Source organism: Chryseobacterium arthrosphaerae (assembly GCF_001684965.1).
Lineage (GTDB): Bacteria > Bacteroidota > Bacteroidia > Flavobacteriales > Weeksellaceae > Chryseobacterium > Chryseobacterium arthrosphaerae.
On record NZ_MAYG01000001.1, the window covers coordinates 3,243,696 to 3,261,448 of the forward strand.

Consider the following 17,753-nt stretch of genomic DNA (forward strand, 5'->3'; position numbering starts at 1 on the left):
GTAAAAAAGTAATTTTTTATCTCATACGCTATTATTTTAACAATCACACAAATCTAATCATTTTTTCATTATAATATATTCATTAAAGCATTTTTTTTGTAAAAATTAAACGATATTTCACTTTATACGTTAAATAAATAAATCCCCGGGGTTGCCGGGGATTTACTAAAAATTTAATGAAAAACTTTATTTCTTAATGAATTTAGACCTGATTTGCTCAATGCCTTTATCATCTATTGTAATTATGTATCCGCCTTTAACTAAAGCTGAAACATTTACTTTTCCATTATTGATATTTCCGCTATTTACAAGTTGCCCTGCAGCATTATAAATTTTGTAAGCCGCTTTATCTGAAACCTTGGTTATGTTTAAAACGTCAGTTGCAGGATTCGGATAAATCTGAATACCATTATTCTTACTATTTGTTTCTGAAGTAGAAAGAGGTGCCGGTGAGATTACCACATTATAATCTTCCACTTCTCCATAAGGCGACTTTATTCCGCATGCCCATGTTGCAGGCAGTGAGTATCCTGCATTATTAGCACCCGCAAATAAGGCAAGTACTCTCATTCTTAAAGGTTTTCCTTCAATAGCATCATCCGGAATAACCACGGTAGAAGTAACCGGAGCATTCGCAATACCTACAGGGAAATTAAGAACCCTCTCTGAGTTATCAAAAGTACCATCTCTGTTGAAATCTATAAATACAGCCATACCATCATAGTCCGGAGCTCCTGTACGACTTAAAGTCACAGATAACGGATAGGTATTCCCTTTTGTTAAATTAATTTGCAGTGCTGTATTATTTGTAAAGTTACTGTAACCACTACCAACCTGGGTTGTATTATTGACGTTAGCCAGCGTTACATTTGAAATATGCTCATCAGTACCATTGTTACCTGCTGCAGTACAATAATTAATAGAGCTTGTAGAGAAATTAACAGATGTAGAATATGTTCCCACTGTTCCAGCACATACTGTAGCTACCTGTACTTCATAGGTAGAACCGTCATCAAGATTATTCAAGTTTACAGACGGTACGTTTGTATCTATTTCCGTCCAAACTGACCCTGTAGTCTTTTTATAACGGAATTTGTATGTGGCACCGGTATAAGACATCCATGAAACACTTGCTGAACTTGTTGTAATATAGCTCACCACTACATTGGTAGGTGCTGCACTGCTACATGGCGAAAGAGGAGTTAATGTTACATTTCCTAATGTATAGAAAACATTTCCAATAGCAGAAACTCTTACCTTAATGGTTTGTCCGCTCAGGGATGCAGGGAAGGTAAAGTTCTCAGAACCGTCATTTGGAGTAGAAGCTGCTAAAACATTCCATGTATTTCCGCCATCAGTTGTATAGTCAATTTTAACGTTAGTAACATTATAAGGGGCAGCATTCGTATTGGCTACAATCCACTGTATTGGTGTCGGTGTATTTACATCGGCAAACTGAGCTGCCAATCTGAAAGGCCCGTCATCTTTTACAATAATGGTCTGCTCTGCATATTGGGTCTGCTGCTGACTTACCACAGAATTATTATCTCTTACCGTCACGGCAAATTTAGTTGTTCTCGGAACCATGGATACAGACTCCCAGGTATTAGATCCGTTATCTAAAACTCCATTCAGTACAGATGAGAATTTAGGGAAATACCTTGAAGGACTTGTAGAAGGTGCTATTGATCTGAAAGATGCTCCTGAAGAAGTTTTTCCTAAATTACTCTTATTGATAACAAGGTTGGCATTATTAACCTGTTCCCATGTATAAGTCATCGGGTCATTTTCCGGATCGGTTGCAGAAGCAGTCAATACAAACGCAGTTGCCTTAGGAATACTGTAAGTAGGCAACGCTGCAATAACAGGAGGATTATTGTTAACTGGTGTTTCAATATCACACGTTTTCTCAAGAAGGTTAGTCTGAACCTGTCTGATACTTACGGTATGAAAATAAGCATCTGAATTTGCCTGTACATCGGTATTAGCACCTGTAATCCCGGCATATCCCATAATAGTAGATCCCGAACCAGGCTCCACATTCACCCCACTGCTTTCAAGGCCATGAGAAAAGGTATGGTTAGCTCCCAGCTGATGCCCCATTTCATGAGCAACATAATCAATATCAAATGCATCCCCTTCCGGCTGCCCATTTGCAGGTGAAGTAAATCCTGAACCTTTAGCGGTATCAGTTGCAGAAGTTGGGTTTATACAGACACAACCGATACATCCGGCATTTCCACCACCTCCGGAAGCACCGAACAGATGCCCGATATCATAGGCACCGTTACCTACACCAGGAGTATTTGTAAGGGTTTGCTGTAACTCAACATTCCAGTTATCCATATCTGCAGCATCAGAATAAGGGTCTGTAGCCGGATCAAAGAAGATAAGTCCGGGAAGATCCTGTACATTAAGGTGTAATGCAAAATCTTTTTCAAATACACCATTTACCCTTGTCATTGTTGTACTGATTGCATCCACGGCACCCTGTAAATTTCCACCATGATAAATAGCGTATTCAGCAGTAACAGACATGGCAAGCCTCATCGTTCTGTATTTCTTATCTGACATTTTTGAAAAATCATTAACCTGGTTGGTAAATGATTTTCCTTTTTCCAGCATTTTATCAATAGCTTTTACCGCAGCAGGACTTTCATTGGTAGTACAAACAAAGCTCTTACTTCCTGTCTGAATTGTTTTAGGATGAACTCCGTAAACCGTTTTGCCGCTATCTTGAGGATCAATGAACTCATATTGTCCATCCTGCATAATCATTGAATTGAACCCTCTTGGCGAAACAGAGAATCGAACTGTTCTTGAAGGATCATCAATACTTGCTCCCACGTAAGAACCCAGTTGATATCTGTCAGCCAGTGATTTTACTACAACCGGGAAGCTGTACACATTAAATTTTTCAATTTTACCACTTAAAGTTGGAATAGAAATAACAACAGGCTTGGCATTTTTGCCCATTTCCTGTGCTCCGCTTAACTGAGATCTTAATAAATCCAGATCCAGCTTATAATAGCCTCGTACGCCTGTTACAGCTAATTCTCCGGACTTCTGCTTTCTGTCTACTTTAGCAGAGGTGGGCGTCCATTGTGCAAACGCTGTTCCTCCTACCAAAGCACACATCAAGGTAGTAAGTAGTTTCTTCATAATTATTTTTTTAAATTCATATTCAACAAAAATATAAAAACATTCACTAAACAACGAATTAAATTAAAAATAATTCAGACAAAAAACACAAATAGAAAAAAATACATCATTAATATACAAAATATGGTTATATTTTTATAAAAAAACAAATACAACATAAAAACATATAATATTTACCATAATTCAACTATATCAAACATTTTCACAACAGAATATTCTATCAAGCCATAACATAAAAAAATCCCCAGATACAATCTGAGGATCTATTATTTTTATCAATCTGTTTCTAAAACTTATACGCAAGATTCCAGGCAAATCCCATGTTGAATTTAGAAGAGCTTCTACCAAAGCCCGGTACAATCATAGGAGAGATATCATCCTGTTTGGAAGTGTATACCCAATACCTGGGCTGAAGGTTGACATCAATATAAAAGTTGGAGCTGAACAACTGTACCCTGCCTCCCAACGTACCTTCAAGCCAGAAAGTTGACTGTGATGAAGAAGGGAAAGCTACAGAAGAATTACTTCCTCCAAATCCACGAACGGGAATGGCCATATATTCCTGATTGTAGAATGCCCCGGCAACTTTTCCTCCTACGTAGAATCCATTGAATTCATTCTCCGCATCCTTTGCCAGCATATAAAATGCACCCAACTTCACAAAAGGGCCGTTTACTTTAGCATCATAACCGTTCTTCTGATAGATATTCTTTTCAAAACCTGCTTCTGCCACAGCATGGATATTTCCTTTAACTTTTGAAGAAATAAATCCCTGATACAGTTTCCTGTCTGAAAAGAAACCAACACCGGCATTCAGAGCATCAAAACCAACCATAAAGTTCGGTTCGTATTTCCAATGTTCTTTTTTTTCTTCTTTTTTATCCTGCTTATCCTGTGCCCAGCTTATTACGCCTAATACACTAAAAAATAAGGTAAAGATTAGTCTTGTCTTCATTCTCTATTTGGTTTTGTCCTTGTTCCAGACCTGTAAAAGGATCCGGAGTTACTAACTCTGAAGCTAAATTCTCGTAAGATTTTTTAATACCGCATCCCGGAGATACATAGGTTGCCCTGGTAGTATATTTTACTCTTACCTTTGATTCTGGCCCTTTGATTCTGGTTTTAAAATACAGATCTGTATATGGCGAATCGTCTACCCTTAAAGGAATCAGCCTTGATTCAACATTCGCAAGTTTTCCCAAATCCACTTTTCCTGAGCCGTAATCCACTGCTACATAAAGAGTATCTACATTCGTTAACTTTCCTCCTGACTTGAAAGCTACTTTCATTCTTGGAGTTCCCTCCCCGCTTTCGCAGATATCATCATCTCCTCCACAGGAAAACAACAGGGCTAAAAAACAGATCGTTATGAGAAATTTAAAATATTTCATCTGTATATTTTTATTTTTTATTGAGTCAGATGGAACTGGCGTTTTATATTAAGATTTCAAATTTAAATAAATTTATTTTTTCACCAGCAATGCGATGTTCTCCACATGATGGGTTTGCGGAAACATATCTACTGGCAATATCTTCACTACCTGATAATGGTCTTTCATCAAGGCCAGATCTCTTGCCTGGGTTGCCGAGTTACAGCTTACATACACCACTTTTTCAGGAGAAAGCTTTAAGATCTGCTCTACTACTTTCTGGTGCATCCCGTCTCTTGGCGGATCGGTGATCAACACATCTGCTTTCGGATGACTTTCAAGGAACTCATCATTGAAGACATTCTTCATATCCCCGCAATAGAAAGTACAGTTGGTAAGGCCGTTCAGTTCTGCATGTTCAATTGCTGCATCAATAGCTTCCTGAACGGATTCTATTCCTATTACCTGCTTGGCATTTCTTGCTACATACTGTGCAATGGTTCCTGTTCCCGTATAAAGGTCATATACTACTTCGTCCCCTTTTAAATCGGCAAATTCAAGGGTTTTTCTATACAGTTCCAAAGCCTGCTTATAATTGGTCTGGAAGAATGATTTCGGTCCTATTTTGAACTTTAATCCATCCATTTCTTCCATCAGGAATCCTTCTCCAAAATAAACTTCAATATCCAGATCATAGATAGAGTCATTCTGCTTAGGATTGATCGCATACACCAATGTTTTTATCTGCGGGAATTTTTCTAGCAGGAATTCAAAAAGTTTTTCCCTGTTTTCTTTTTCTTCTCTGTAAAGCTGGAAAAGGACCATCCACTCTCCTTTAGAGTTTTGTCTCATCATTAATGTTCTCAGAAATCCGTCATGATTTCTCACATCAAAGAAGTCCAGGCCATTTTCTACCGCATAGTTCTTCACTGCCAAACGGATGGCATTGGAAGGATCTTCCTGCAGGAAACATTCTTTAAGATCCAGAATCTTACTCCACATTCCCGGAATATGAAATCCTAAAGCATCTTTACTTCCGAAATTTTCTTCGGAACTGATTTCATATTGGGTAAGCCATCTTGCATTGGAGAAAGAAAACTCCATTTTATTTCTATAAAAATACTGTTCTGCTGATCCCAGGATAGACACTGTTTCAAAATCTTCAATACCTCCGATTCTTTTGATATTGTTGTATACTTCTTCCTGTTTGAAATCCAGCTGCTTTTCATAGGTCATATTCTGCCATTTGCACCCTCCGCAGGTTCCGAAATGCACACACTTCGGTTCTGCTCTGAAAGGAGATTTTTCCAATACTTCCACCGCTTCTCCTTCATAGTATTTGGATTTCGCTTTTTTTACTCTCACATTCACAAGGTCTCCCGGAATTGCTCCTGAAACCAATACTGTTTTACCGTCTTCCGTTTTACCAATAGCTACTCCTTTTGCACCGGCAGTTAACAGCTTAATATTTTCAAGAACTATATTTTTCTTCTTTCTCATTCCACAAATTCTATTTTTTCTAATCATGAACCCTTCCGGATTCATTCTGCAAAAATACAATAAAAAAAACCTTATCCGAAGATAAGGTTCTAACTATGTGAAAGTTTATTATTTTGTTGTAGCCGGTTGAGGATTTGCAGGCTGTGGAGCAGGTTGCTGCGCTGAAGGATCAATCTGCAGCTGAGGCTGCTGCATACCCGGATCTACCCTTGGTGCTGAAAGCCCTGTAAGTTTATCCAGAATTGTTACCAGTTCCTGTTCTCCTAAGTTAACAAAAGATCTGCTGGCAATTTTACCATCTTTATCAACAATGACAAAGCAAGGTAGTTTGAATCCATATACTCCGTATTTTTTAGCAATATCGGATTCCATTCCTTTTTCACCGTAAACATTTACTCCCTGAATACCTTTTAATAAAGAATTGCTTGTTTTTACAAACTGATCTTTAGTATCGTCAACGTTGACGAATACAAAGTTCATTTTAGACTTATAGAAGTTCACCACTTCTTTTAAAACCGGGATTGTAGCTTCACTGATGTAAGGATTCCATGAAGCATAGAAGAATAGCATATATGGTTTTCCTTTGTTTTCAGAAAGTTTGTAAGCTTTACCGTCCTGTTTTACCAATGCCGCTTCAGGAGCTGCATCGCCGATTTTAAGTCCTGTAATGGCTACCTGCATTTTCAAAAGGTCACTTTTGATAGTAGCATCTTTAATATCCGTATCGATAAGTTTCTTGATCTTGTCAATATTCTTGGCCGGAGTGGTAGGATGAATATCTGCCTGAGCCATTACAAATGCTAAAAGATAGTCTTTTGCAGTCTGTGAAAGATCTTTTTTAGTCTTTAAATACTGGGCAAACATTTCTGATGTTGTAATGTCTTTTTTCCCTTTGCTGTTTGCTTCTGCATACTTCTGGAAATCAGGAGTCATTTTTACTAGAAGATATTGTCTGTAAAGAGGAATTGTTTTCACCATTGCATCTTTATCGCTATCTAATTTGGTTTCATAATCTTTAAAAGCCTTGGAAGCTTTGTAAGATGGATTTCCTGACATTGGACCATGAGACATTTCATAATTCGCAAGAAGGTTCAGAATCGTTACTTTCGCATCGTTCTTCTTCCATTCCAAAAGCGCTCTGCTAGGGTTGTTTTTCTGGGCAAGATCATCAATATTCTTGTTGATGTCAGCTTCTACTTTCTGCATTCCTTTTACAAATGCATTTTCGTCACCTGCCATCAGGGCACCCAGGTTCACTTTATTACCATACTCACCTAGGAATTTCTGAGTTGCCGTAAGGAAATCATTATTCTTTTTAGCATCTCCTGTGATAACGTACTCGTTAGGGAAAGTCATTGAATTTCCAGAGATATTTACTTTCTGCCCACCTTCAAGATAGATCAGATTTTGTTTGTTGGCATAGTTGATGACGTACATTCCGTCTTTCGGTGCTTCAAAACTTCCAGAGAAGTTGCCGTCTTTATCTAAACCTATATTAATCAAAGGTAAGGTTCCTACTCCTGAAGCTTCTACAAATTCAATTCTTTCTAATGGTGAACTTCCAGTGATTTTTCCTTTAACCTCTACTTTTTTTGAACAAGACATCACGAAAGCTGTGATGATAAACAATAAAAGATATTTTTTCATTTCAATTTTAATATTATACAAAAATAAGCTTTTTAGGGCTTGCTAATTCATACTGATTATTTTTTTTAAAAATTTTATTACAACCGATCCAAAGGGAGTTTCCAATTACTTTTCAACTATTTTCTATCGGTAAAAAAGCCGGCTGAAATGTTTCTCACAATACAATTCAACGACCCTTCAAATATATACTTATTAAATAAAGAATACCAAAGCTTATCAATAAGTTAACAAATTTTAACAGGAAAATTGTGTTCACAAAAAAATCGCCTCCGAAATGAAGGCGATTTTTTATGTATTTGAATCAATTCTATCCTTGATCTACAAGAGCAGCCATGTATTCTCTGTTCATTCTTGCGATATTTTCAAGAGAAATACCTTTAGGGCATTCTACTTCACAAGCACCGGTATTTGAACAGTTACCGAATCCTTCTTCATCCATAGCCTTCACCATGTTCAGAACTCTTCTCTTCGCTTCTACTCTACCCTGAGGAAGTAAAGCATACTGAGATACCTTAGCTCCGACAAACAGCATTGCAGATCCGTTTTTACATGTAGCTACACAAGCTCCACATCCGATACATGCAGCAGCATCCATTGCTTTGTCTGCATCTTCTTTAGGAACAGGAATAGCATTGGCGTCCAGGGTATTACCTGAAGTGTTCACAGAAATGAAACCTCCCGCAGCCATTACTCTGTCAAATGCACTTCTGTCTACCATCAAATCTTTGATAACAGGGAAGGCAGCACTTCTCCAAGGTTCAATAACGATGGTTTCACCGTCTTTGAACATTCTCATGTGAAGCTGACAGGTAGTGATCCCGGTATCCGGACCGTGCGCTCTACCATTGATGTAAAGGGAACACATTCCGCAGATCCCCTCACGACAGTCGTGGTCGAAAGCGATAGGTTCTTTACCTTCGTTAATTAAATTTTCGTTCAGAATATCCAACATTTCCAGGAATGAGGAATCTGTAGATACATCTGATATTTTATAGGTCTCAAACTGACCTTTAGATTTATTATTTTTTTGTCTCCAAATTTTCAGCGTAAGATGTAAGCCTTTTTTTGCACTCATAATGTTATATTTATAGGTTGGAGATTATTTGTAACTTCTAGTTTTAACCTCGATGTTCTCGTAGATCAGTTCTTCTTTATGCAACACTTCTGCGTTGATATCCGGTCCCTGATATTCCCAAGCTCCGACGTATTTGAAGTTTACGTCATCCCTTTCCGCCTCTCCATCAGGAGTTGCGTGATCCCAACGGAAGTGACCTCCACAAGATTCTTCTCTGTTGAGTGCATCGATAGCCATTAATTGTCCTAATTCAAGGAAGTCTGCTACTCTGAATGCTTTTTCAAGCTCAGTGTTCATTCCTTCTCCTTCACCAGGAACTTTTACATTTTTCCAGAAATCATTTCTTACTTCTTCGATTTCTTTGATCGCTTCTTTTAATCCTTCAGGAGTTCTTCCCATTCCTACTTTATTCCACATAATGTGTCCCAATTTCTTGTGGAAGTAATCTACTGAATGTGTTCCTTTATTATTGATGAAGAAATCAATTTTATCTTTAATTCCTTTTTCAGCTTCGTTAAACGCTGCTGAATCGGTAGGAATAGCTCCTGTTCTGATGTCTGCAGAAAGATAATCTGCAATAGTGTAAGGAAGTACGAAATATCCGTCTGCAAGACCCTGCATCAATGCAGATGCTCCCAATCTGTTGGCTCCGTGATCTGAGAAGTTTGCTTCACCAATTACGAAACATCCTGGAATAGTAGACTGAAGATTATAATCAACCCATACACCACCCATTGTGTAGTGAACTGCCGGATAAATCTTCATTGGGGTTTTGTAAGGATCATCTGCAGTAATTTTTTCGTACATTACGAATAAGTTACCATATTTCTCCTCAACCCACTTTTTACCAAGGTCATAGATCTGCTGATCTGTAGGATTGTGAATATGTTTTTCGATAGCGGCTTCTTTACCTTTTTTCATGATCTCTGTAGAGAAATCAAGGTATACCCCTTCCTGAGTATCATTATTTTCGATTCCGTATCCTGCATCACATCTTTCTTTAGCTGCTCTTGAAGCAACGTCTCTCGGTACAAGGTTACCGAATGCAGGGTATCTTCTCTCCAGATAATAATCTCTGTCTTCTTCTTTGATATTTTCAGGTCTCAGTTTACCTTCTCTGATGGCTACTGAATCTTCAATCTTTTTAGGAACCCAGATTCTTCCTGAGTTTCTTAATGATTCAGACATCAGAGTCAGTTTAGACTGCTGCGTTCCGTGAACAGGAATACAAGTCGGGTGAATCTGTACGTAGCAAGGGTTTGCGAAGTAAGCTCCTTTCTTGTGAATCTTCCATGCAGCAGAAACGTTTGATCCCATTGCGTTGGTAGAAAGGAAATATACGTTTCCGTACCCTCCTGAAGCAATTACTACGGCGTGAGCAGAGTGTCTTTCGATTTCACCTGTTACAAGGTTTCTTGCGATAATTCCTCTTGCTTTTCCGTCTACAATGACAAGATCAAGCATTTCGTGACGGTTATACATCTTGATTCTGCCTTTACCGATCTGACGGCTCATTGCAGAATAAGCACCTAACAATAACTGCTGACCTGTCTGTCCTTTTGCATAGAATGTTCTTTTTACCTGAACCCCACCAAATGAACGGTTATCTAACTGACCGCCGTAATCTCTACCGAAAGGTACTCCCTGAGAAACACACTGGTCGATAATATTGGCAGAAACTTCAGCCAATCTGTAAACGTTAGCCTCTCTTGCTCTATAGTCTCCCCCTTTGATGGTATCATAGAATAATCTGTAAGTGGAGTCACCGTCTCCCTGGTAATTCTTGGCTGCGTTGATCCCTCCCTGAGCTGCAATAGAGTGTGCTCTTCTTGGGGAATCCTGATAGCAGAAAGCTTTTACGTTATATCCTTGCTCAGCTAAAGTAGCTGCAGCAGAACCTCCTGCCAAACCTGTACCTACAACAATAATATCAATCTTATCTCTGTTGTTTGGTGCAACAAGGTTCATATGGTCTTTGTGATTTTTCCACTTGTCCTTCAGAGGACCCGCCGGAATTTTTGAATCTAACTTACTCATACTAGTATATTGATATTATTGAGTTATATAATGATAAATTGCGATGATGATGAACCCTGCAGGAATAAGGATTGAATACCATTTTCCGAAAGCTTTGATCACCGGCGTATATTTTGGATGTCTTGCTCCGATTGACTGGAATGAAGACTGGAAACCGTGAGCTAAGTGTAATCCCAACAATACAAAAGAGATTACATATAAAGCTACTCTCCAGAGATCAGCAAACTTCTCATGAAGTTCCGGCCAGAAACGTTCTGCATCAGGAGTTAATCCATCTACATACTTGTAAGTAATTTCATGGAACCAGAAATCATATAAGTGAAGCGCAAGGAAAGCCAACACCACTGCTCCGGAAATAATCATATTTCTGGACATCCATGAAGAGTTCACAGATGCATTGTTTGCTGCATACTTTACCGGACGTGCTTTATTATTCTTGATCTCAAGCACAAATCCCATTACAAAATGGAAAATTACTGCAAAACCAAGAATAGGCTGCATTAAGAACTGCACAAAAGGATTATAGCCCATGAAGTCAGATGCTGTATTGAATGCATCCTTGTTCAGGACTGATAACAAATTGGTTGTCAAATGCAGTATAAGAAAAATCAGCAAAAACAGAGCTGATAATGCCATAGCGTATTTTCTACCTATCGTAGAACTCGTTAAACCTGCCATATAAGTTTAAATTTGAATTTCCACAAAATTAAGAAAGTTTAACAATATCGAAAAGTGAGAAATCTCACAATTAGACAGTTTGTAATCTTTCTAAATAAGAATTCCACCCGTTATAAATGCAGGAAAACAACTAAATTGAGAACCATCATTTCAGATCATAAATCCTATCCCTGAAAACCAATTTCTGTGCTGATGACGGAAGCGTTTTTATTTCGTACCCCTCTATTCTTCTTGAAGAGCAATAAGGTTTAACAATAAACTGTAATGCTTTATGATAATCTGCTCTGTCTGAAATCCAGAAACAGGCTTTAGCCCCGCTCTTGACCGAGATTACTTTATTCCTGCCCAAAGTATGGGAAAGTATTTCTTCTTTCCGGTTTTCAAAAGCATTGCTTCCGGTTCTTACCATTAAAAATATTAAAAAAGCCATCGCCAGTCTTACAGAATTTCTAAAATCAAACTTAAGAATCGCGGGACGTAGCAGATATATCACTGCTGAAACAGACAGGATTTCAATAAGATTCATTGGAATGTTTTCAAAAAACAAAACATCTGCTTCTGCAAACCAGTGTATCATTTTGAGCAGAACCTGAATAATAAAGTCATAAAGAGTACTGATTAATTCAAAATCAAAACCAATCGAAACAAGCGCTGTCATCAGAAAGGAAAATACAATGATCACTTCTGAAAAAGGAACAATAATAAAATTGGCAATAATTGAAATAAAAGAAAACTGATGAAAATAATACAGCACCAGCGGAAGAGTCGCCAGCTGGGCAGACAGGGATATCGTAATGGTATTGAACATCAGCTTTTTTAAGTAATGATCCTGTCTCGGAAAATATTTCAAAAGGGGCTGATTGAGCCAGAAAATCCCCAACACCGCTACAAAACTCAGCTGAAAGCCTACATCATAAAACTGTTGGGTATCAGCAACAAGAATGACAAGTGCAGACACAGACAGTGAATGTAAAAGATCCGGCTTCCTTTGAAGCAATACCGACACAAAATATATACTGAGCATCATGCAGGATCTCAGCACTGAATTTCCAAACCCGATAAAACCAGCAAACAGCCAGATAAAAACCAGGCTGAAAATCACAGTATACTTTCTGAATTTTAAAGGCCCCAAATACCCCATCAAAAAGTAAAATATCCCGAAAATAACAACAATATGGGTGCCTGAAATGGCCAGAAAATGAACAAGCCCGGATTTATTGAAATCCTGTACGGTATCAGCATCCATTTCCGTTCTGTCTGCAAGAATGATCCCTTTCAGAAATTCTCTGGTTTTCACAGACATTCCTGTGCTGTCAATTTTCTTAAGCACCATAAATCTATACTGGCGGAACTTATCGGCAATACTTAAATCCATACGGGCTGCTGAGGAGATTTCTTCCTGAATATAAATCTGGTGCCCAATATTTTTCCGTTTCAGGTACCTTGCATAATCGAACTGAAAGTCATACTGAGGCGAATGAGGCTGTGTAATAAAAGCATCAGCTTTATAATAATGTGCAAAATCCAGTTCTTTGTTATTTTTAGGAAGATAAATGACCGCATTAAAGTGATGGTCTTTCAACTGTACAGTACCTTCGTATTTCTTGTACTTTTCATTTGAATTTAATTTCCCGGTAATCCGAAAAACAACACTGCTCTTTTCTTTATCTACCGGAAGAGAATCTGTCTCAGGGGTATTATAAAAATGAAGGATAATTCCTGCACAAAAAAACAAGAGACCTGATAAAACAGACCTTACAGAGTGTAAAAAATAAGAATGAAAAAACAGGAGAACCGAAGCTCCAAGCCCTATCAGCATCACCAGATAAATGTAAATATCTGCCAATAGTATTTTATCCTGAAAAACGATTCCAAGGATGAAACAAACTGTGAGAATAAGAAGAGGTTGTTTTTGCAATTTCCAATTGTTTATATCACCAATTTAGGAAATTAATTGACCGTATACTATCTCTGTAATTACTGGTTAAAAATCATTTAGTGGACAAAACAGCCAATAGAACGCTTGATTTTTTGCTATTAAAACAACATTTAAATTCAAATCATTTCCCTTTCAGAAACTTATCCGTCAGTCGCTTCGTTTCTTTGATATAAAACTGCGGATCTTTTCCGTAATCTTCGTAAGTAAAATCTCCAGATCTTTTAGGAACAGCAGGTTCTATCTGAGTACCTTCATGCCACTCATTGAATGAAGTGATCGCGATAAAATCAGGTTTCACTTTAATCGCCGCATCAAACATATTTTCGTAATATTTCCCTCCGTTTCTGTCTTTAAAATTAGCTTCATTCCATGGTCTTATGCGGGTGTCTGAGTAACCTGGCCCAACGCAAGGAATAAAAATCAGATGATGATCTTTTGCATAATCTGCAAGAAACTTCCAGTTGGCTGCTGTACTCCCGAATACAAAACCTTCACTGGCAAAATAGGTATAAAAACCGTCAAACCCTGCAGCATCAAAGAATTCAGCATCTTTCTGCTCTACCCACAGTCCGATATACAAGGCATCCAGCGGAGTATTTCTAAGTGTTTCTTTTCCTTTTTCTGATAAAATTTCTGCCCATTCTTCTTTAGGAATTTTATAACTGTCATAAACATACAGCAATGGTTTCCCTTCTTTTTTATAAAAGGCATGATGAGAAGAATATGTTTTGATGAGATAGGCGATCTGATCTTTAAATTCCGTGGTATTTTTGTAAAACGGTTCAATATGGAAGGCTATTTTTAAGCCAAAACGGTCTGCAATATCGAGATATTTCCGGGTACTTTTATCAGTAAAGGAATCTTTACCCAGCCAGCTGATCACCACCACTCCTGCTCCGGATTGCTTAATCATTTTCATATGCTTTTCAATGATGCTGGCATCGTTGGAGCTATAATTCCCCAAGGCCGGATAAAAATTTGCCCCGATATCGTCACCGCCTTTATAATGCCCGAGATTATTCCATTTCGGGTCTTTCCAGTGAGGAAGAATTTCATGGTTCCAATGTGAATAGCTTCCATCGGTTTCCGGATTTCCGTACCAGCCATAGTAAAAGATCTGAACCTGATCCCTGCTTTTATCCTGAGCAGAGGTTTTCGAGAATACAAATATAAATACAACAAATAACAGAAACCGGCTAAAATATTTCATAGTAAAAAGTGGATTTAAAATCTCAAAAAACAGTTACGGAATTTATACTTTCAAAATAACATCAGCAGCATGTTCACTGGCCCCTTTACCTCCTAATTTTTCCCTTAGAAGACTGTAGTCTGCAAGAACCTGCTGTCGCTTTTCCCCCTCCAGAACCTTTTGAAGTTCACTGACGAGGTTTTTGGTATTCAGGTCATTCTGGATCAGCTCTTTCACCACTTCCCTATCCATGATCAGGTTTACAAGTGAGATGTAGTTAATATTTTTAACCAGTCTTTTAGCAATAGCATAAGAAACTTTGCTTCCACGGTAGCAAACCACTTCAGGAATATCAAGCAGTGCTGTTTCCAGGGTAGCTGTTCCTGATGTGACTAGGGCAGCCTTTGAGCATCGCAGCAGATCATAGGTCCTGTTAGAAACAAAATGTACGTTATCATCCACATATTTCTCATAAAACTCTTTGGGAAGGCTTGGTGCTCCGGCAATCACAAACTGATAGTTTTTAAAATAAGGTCTTACGGAAAGCATGATTTCAAGCATTTTTTCCACTTCCTGTTTTCTGGATCCGGGTAAAAGCGCAATAATTTCTTTTTCATTGAGTCCGTTTTCAGACTTAAAACCTTCAATACTGATTTCTTTCAGATCCGAAATAGCATCCAGCAAAGGATGTCCTACAAAATGAGAATGTACGCCGTGTTTACGGTAAAAATCTTCTTCAAACGGAAGAATGACCATCATTTCATCCACATATTTTTTGATGATTTCCACCCGGCCTTCTTTCCATGCCCAAAGCTGGGGAGAAATATAATATACCACTTTAATTCCCAATTCTTTTGCAAAACGGGCAATCCTTAAATTAAAACCGGGATAATCTACCAGAATCAGCACATCCGGTTTATTGTTCTGAATGTCTTCTTTGCAGAATCTGATATTATTCAGGATCGTACGCAGGTTCATTACCACTTCCAGAAATCCCATAAATGCAAGGTCCCGATAGTGTTTAACCAACGTTCCCCCCTGAGCTTTCATCAGATCACCACCCCAAAATCTGAACTCCGCATCCGGATCTTTCTGTTTTAAGGCTTTCATTAAATTACTCCCGTGCAGATCACCGGAAGCTTCTCCTGCAATAATGTAATATTTCATTTCTTCCGAAATCTTATTATTTGTTTTTATGCCTTCAGAACCTCAGATGATTCGGGATCATGTGAGATTTCTATGGCAGGGATAGAGAACAAATTAAAATAGATATGATCTTAATTCGTAAATTTGTTCAAAGATAATGATAAAAATGTCAGAAGAATTTGAAATCCGAAATAAAGTTGCCGAAAGCGGTCTTATCAATTTTGATCTGTCTACCTTAGTTCCAAAAGGAGAAAGAAAGGGGATCGATCTTAAAGATTTTCTGTTTCAGGAAATAATCCTGAAGGAAAAAGATTTCCGTGAAAAGGTAGAAGCCATCAATGCAGACGACTATAAAAACACCTATATTTATATCTACAATTCTGTGGATACGATTATTCCGCTTTGGGCTTATTTTGTACTTACTGCCAAACTTACGGATGTTGCCAAAAAGATCGTTTTCGGGAACCGTGAGGACCTTGAGGTTATTTTGATGCACAACGCCATACAGACTTATGACTTCAGTGATATGACAGGCAAAAGGGTCCTGGTAAAAGGCTGCTCAGACAAGGAAATCCCTGAAAACGCTTATATAGAACTGGTAGAACAGCTTAAACCTATTGTTAAATCATTGATGTTTGGGGAAGCCTGCTCTAATGTTCCTATTGTAAAGAATTAAAAATGAATAAATATCTATCTGCATTATTCATATTTATTGTCTTTCTGGGAATTTATTATATAGGGAGTTTCACAAAAATTCCTTTTGCAGATTGTGTAGGATTTGTGCTGACGGCAGAAAAAGAAATCTGGGTACCAACCGCTGATGCGACCAGCCATTTTTTATACAACAATACAGTTATTCTGATAAAACTTATCACGGGATTGAATGCGATAGAAGCCAGCCGGTTTGTAGTAGTTACCTCCGGAGCAGCAACGGTTTCTGTGATTTATCTTACCCTTAGAAACCTGATCAGAAAAGACTGGGTTGCCGTCACTGCATCTGTTGTGTTCGGGTTCAGCTTTTCTTTCTGGAGAAATGCAGAAATTGTAGAGGTCTACACTTACAATACCTTATGGGTAAGCCTTTTTTTCTTTTCTATGATAAAGGTTTTTGCAGAAAATAAAAATAAGTACATTATACTCAGCAGCCTCTTTTTAGGGATTGGCCTTTGGGTACATATTCAGAATATCCTGCTTATTCCTTCCCTGCTTGTTTTCCTGTTCTATTTCAGGCATGAAAAAAAGTATGTTTATACTTCCCTGCTTATTTTCATTGTATTATTTTCATCTTTATTCATCGTTAATACAGCACAGGGGTTACCATTAAACTCCCCGTATTCGTCACCTCAGGGAAACTGGGTGGAAAATTCCTTAAAAAAAGCACCTTTGGAATATGTAAAAGATTTTTTCGTCTCACTGGCTTACCTTGTTCATAACTTTAATCTGTTCGTATTTTTCGGAATAGCGGGTGTGATTCTGTTGTATAAAGCCCATAGGAAAATGTTCTATGTTTTCTTTACAGGAGCGATCTGTGTCTATGGTTTTTCAACATTCTATGCCGTTTCAGACAATTATGTTTTCTTTCTCCCCTTTAATGTAATTTTTGCCCTTTCCATAGGCTACGGATTGTCTTCTGTACAATACGCCGGATTCAGAAAATTTTCATGGATATGTCTTCTTATCCCTTTAGCATATCTTCTTTCCTACAACATCGTACGGTCTACCCAAAAAGGTAAGGAAATTGATCATTTCAAAAGCTACAAAGGAGGACTTGCCTATTATTTACTTCCATGGATGTACAATAATTCAGGAATTGTAGGATTTACCCTGGATAAAAAAGAAGCTCCCGAACCTATCGAATGGATGACAAGAAGTGCGGAAGAATATATCATGGTTCTGAAGAGCAAAGGATACACTGACGAGCAGATCCGAAAACTTTAACAATAATTATGAACTGCAGGTATTTTGTAAGGCATATTTTTTGATAACTTTGGTTCACTTAATACTTAACAA

The 17,753-nt window shown here is 38.0% G+C and carries 13 protein-coding genes; 2 read left to right on the forward strand and 11 right to left on the reverse strand.

All coding sequences use genetic code 11. The features are described 5' to 3' along the window. Positions 1 to 186: 186 nt before the first annotated feature. The 11 genes from BBI00_RS14560 to lpxB form a co-directional block, all read right to left on the reverse strand. Complete coding sequence (locus tag BBI00_RS14560; protein ID WP_065399433.1) at positions 187 to 3,162, reverse strand: reprolysin-like metallopeptidase; 2,976 nt, start codon at positions 3,160 to 3,162, stop codon at positions 187 to 189. 286 nt (positions 3,163 to 3,448) lie between these two features. Continuing rightward, the gene (locus BBI00_RS14565; protein ID WP_065399434.1) at positions 3,449 to 4,117 is read right to left on the reverse strand and encodes a DUF6048 family protein; all 669 of its coding nucleotides are present in this window, start codon (positions 4,115 to 4,117) and stop codon (positions 3,449 to 3,451) included. Further along, on the reverse strand, positions 4,083 to 4,553 hold the full coding sequence (locus tag BBI00_RS14570; RefSeq protein ID WP_065399435.1) for a hypothetical protein: 471 nt from the start codon (positions 4,551 to 4,553) through the stop codon (positions 4,083 to 4,085). Before BBI00_RS14570 ends, BBI00_RS14565 begins: the two co-directional genes overlap by 35 nt. A 72-nt stretch (positions 4,554 to 4,625) precedes the next feature. Next, complete coding sequence (rlmD, locus tag BBI00_RS14575; protein WP_065399755.1) at positions 4,626 to 6,032, reverse strand: 23S rRNA (uracil(1939)-C(5))-methyltransferase RlmD; 1,407 nt, start codon at positions 6,030 to 6,032, stop codon at positions 4,626 to 4,628. A gap of 108 nt (positions 6,033 to 6,140) precedes the next feature. Further along, on the reverse strand, positions 6,141 to 7,679 hold the full coding sequence (locus BBI00_RS14580) for a TlpA family protein disulfide reductase (protein ID WP_065399436.1): 1,539 nt from the start codon (positions 7,677 to 7,679) through the stop codon (positions 6,141 to 6,143). Positions 7,680 to 7,986: 307 nt separating this feature from the next. Continuing rightward, a complete protein-coding gene (locus tag BBI00_RS14585) occupies positions 7,987 to 8,754 on the reverse strand; it encodes a succinate dehydrogenase/fumarate reductase iron-sulfur subunit (RefSeq protein ID WP_065399437.1) in 768 nt (255 codons plus the stop codon). Positions 8,755 to 8,778: 24 nt separating this feature from the next. Then, positions 8,779 to 10,791, reverse strand: coding sequence for a fumarate reductase/succinate dehydrogenase flavoprotein subunit (locus BBI00_RS14590; protein WP_065399438.1), 2,013 nt, complete (start codon positions 10,789 to 10,791; stop codon positions 8,779 to 8,781). Between the two features lie 15 nt (positions 10,792 to 10,806). Then, positions 10,807 to 11,469, reverse strand: coding sequence for a succinate dehydrogenase cytochrome b subunit (locus BBI00_RS14595; protein ID WP_065399439.1), 663 nt, complete (start codon positions 11,467 to 11,469; stop codon positions 10,807 to 10,809). Between the two features lie 145 nt (positions 11,470 to 11,614). Then, entirely contained in the window at positions 11,615 to 13,387 is a 1,773-nt protein-coding gene (locus BBI00_RS14600; protein WP_065399440.1) for a ComEC/Rec2 family competence protein, read from the reverse strand. Positions 13,388 to 13,529: 142 nt separating this feature from the next. Continuing rightward, positions 13,530 to 14,618, reverse strand: coding sequence for a glycoside hydrolase family 99 protein (locus tag BBI00_RS14605; protein WP_065399441.1), 1,089 nt, complete (start codon positions 14,616 to 14,618; stop codon positions 13,530 to 13,532). A gap of 42 nt (positions 14,619 to 14,660) precedes the next feature. Then, complete coding sequence (gene lpxB, locus BBI00_RS14610; protein ID WP_065399442.1) at positions 14,661 to 15,764, reverse strand: lipid-A-disaccharide synthase; 1,104 nt, start codon at positions 15,762 to 15,764, stop codon at positions 14,661 to 14,663. A 145-nt stretch (positions 15,765 to 15,909) separates the two neighbouring features. On the opposite strand from lpxB, the gene BBI00_RS14615 reads away from it, so the two are divergent. Together BBI00_RS14615 and BBI00_RS14620 are read left to right on the forward strand one after the other, a co-directional pair. Then, a complete protein-coding gene (locus tag BBI00_RS14615) occupies positions 15,910 to 16,419 on the forward strand; it encodes a DUF2480 family protein (protein WP_065399443.1) in 510 nt (169 codons plus the stop codon). Between the two features lie 2 nt (positions 16,420 to 16,421). Beyond that, positions 16,422 to 17,681 (forward strand): protein O-mannosyl-transferase family, encoded by a 1,260-nt coding sequence (locus BBI00_RS14620; protein ID WP_065399444.1) that lies wholly within the window; start codon positions 16,422 to 16,424, stop codon positions 17,679 to 17,681. Positions 17,682 to 17,753 lie beyond the last annotated feature (72 nt).